1 protein-coding gene is annotated in these 595 nt (G+C 37.0%); it reads right to left on the bottom strand.

Features of this window, described 5'->3' with window-relative positions:
* Positions 1–99: 99 nt before the first annotated feature.
* Positions 100–595: VOC family protein (locus tag AC1DTM_RS30720; protein ID WP_477001736.1), on the bottom strand; the 496-nt coding region annotated here is incomplete at its 5' end.

Below are 595 nucleotides of genomic sequence, written 5' to 3'. Positions count from 1 at the left end.
GTGAAAACCCTTCTGAAATAACTGTACATTTTACAATTCGAGGCCACCCTAGTTTTCTCTCTATCTCTCTTAACATTTCTTCCACAAAACTCACCTCTATTAATATACGTACATACTACCTAACACTTCATACTCTCGTTTATTTTTCCCTTTAAATTCCACTGCAAATGGATTTTCACCATTCTTATTCAAATGTTCTAGCACTAGACCTCCCCCTACTGGTTCACAAAACTGCACACTAATACCACCAAACAATACACTTTGACACTCCGCATTCCATTCTTCATTTTTCATGACTGAGCTTGCAGTTAGCTCCATTACTTCTTCCCATTTCCGCACCGTTTCTCGAACATTTTTCACTGCGTAATGAATCGTTTCAATTTGTTGTACTTTGTTTTTATGTTCAGTGATTGTTCCTATGTTACGTAAATCGTTTCTTCTTTCTTCGTCCGTTTCATTCCATTGTATAAAGAAAGGTAATTTCGGTCCGTTCTCTTCTTGCTTTACAAATAACATTTTCCATTCTAAAAGACGGCCATCTTTCCTCATACGTTTTCCTTCAAATGGTCCTATCGTATGTAAGCCGTGCTTGTTA

It is taken from the genome of Bacillus sp. P4_D3 (assembly GCF_056401855.1).
This window is presented reverse-complemented; position numbering and strand designations above follow the sequence as displayed.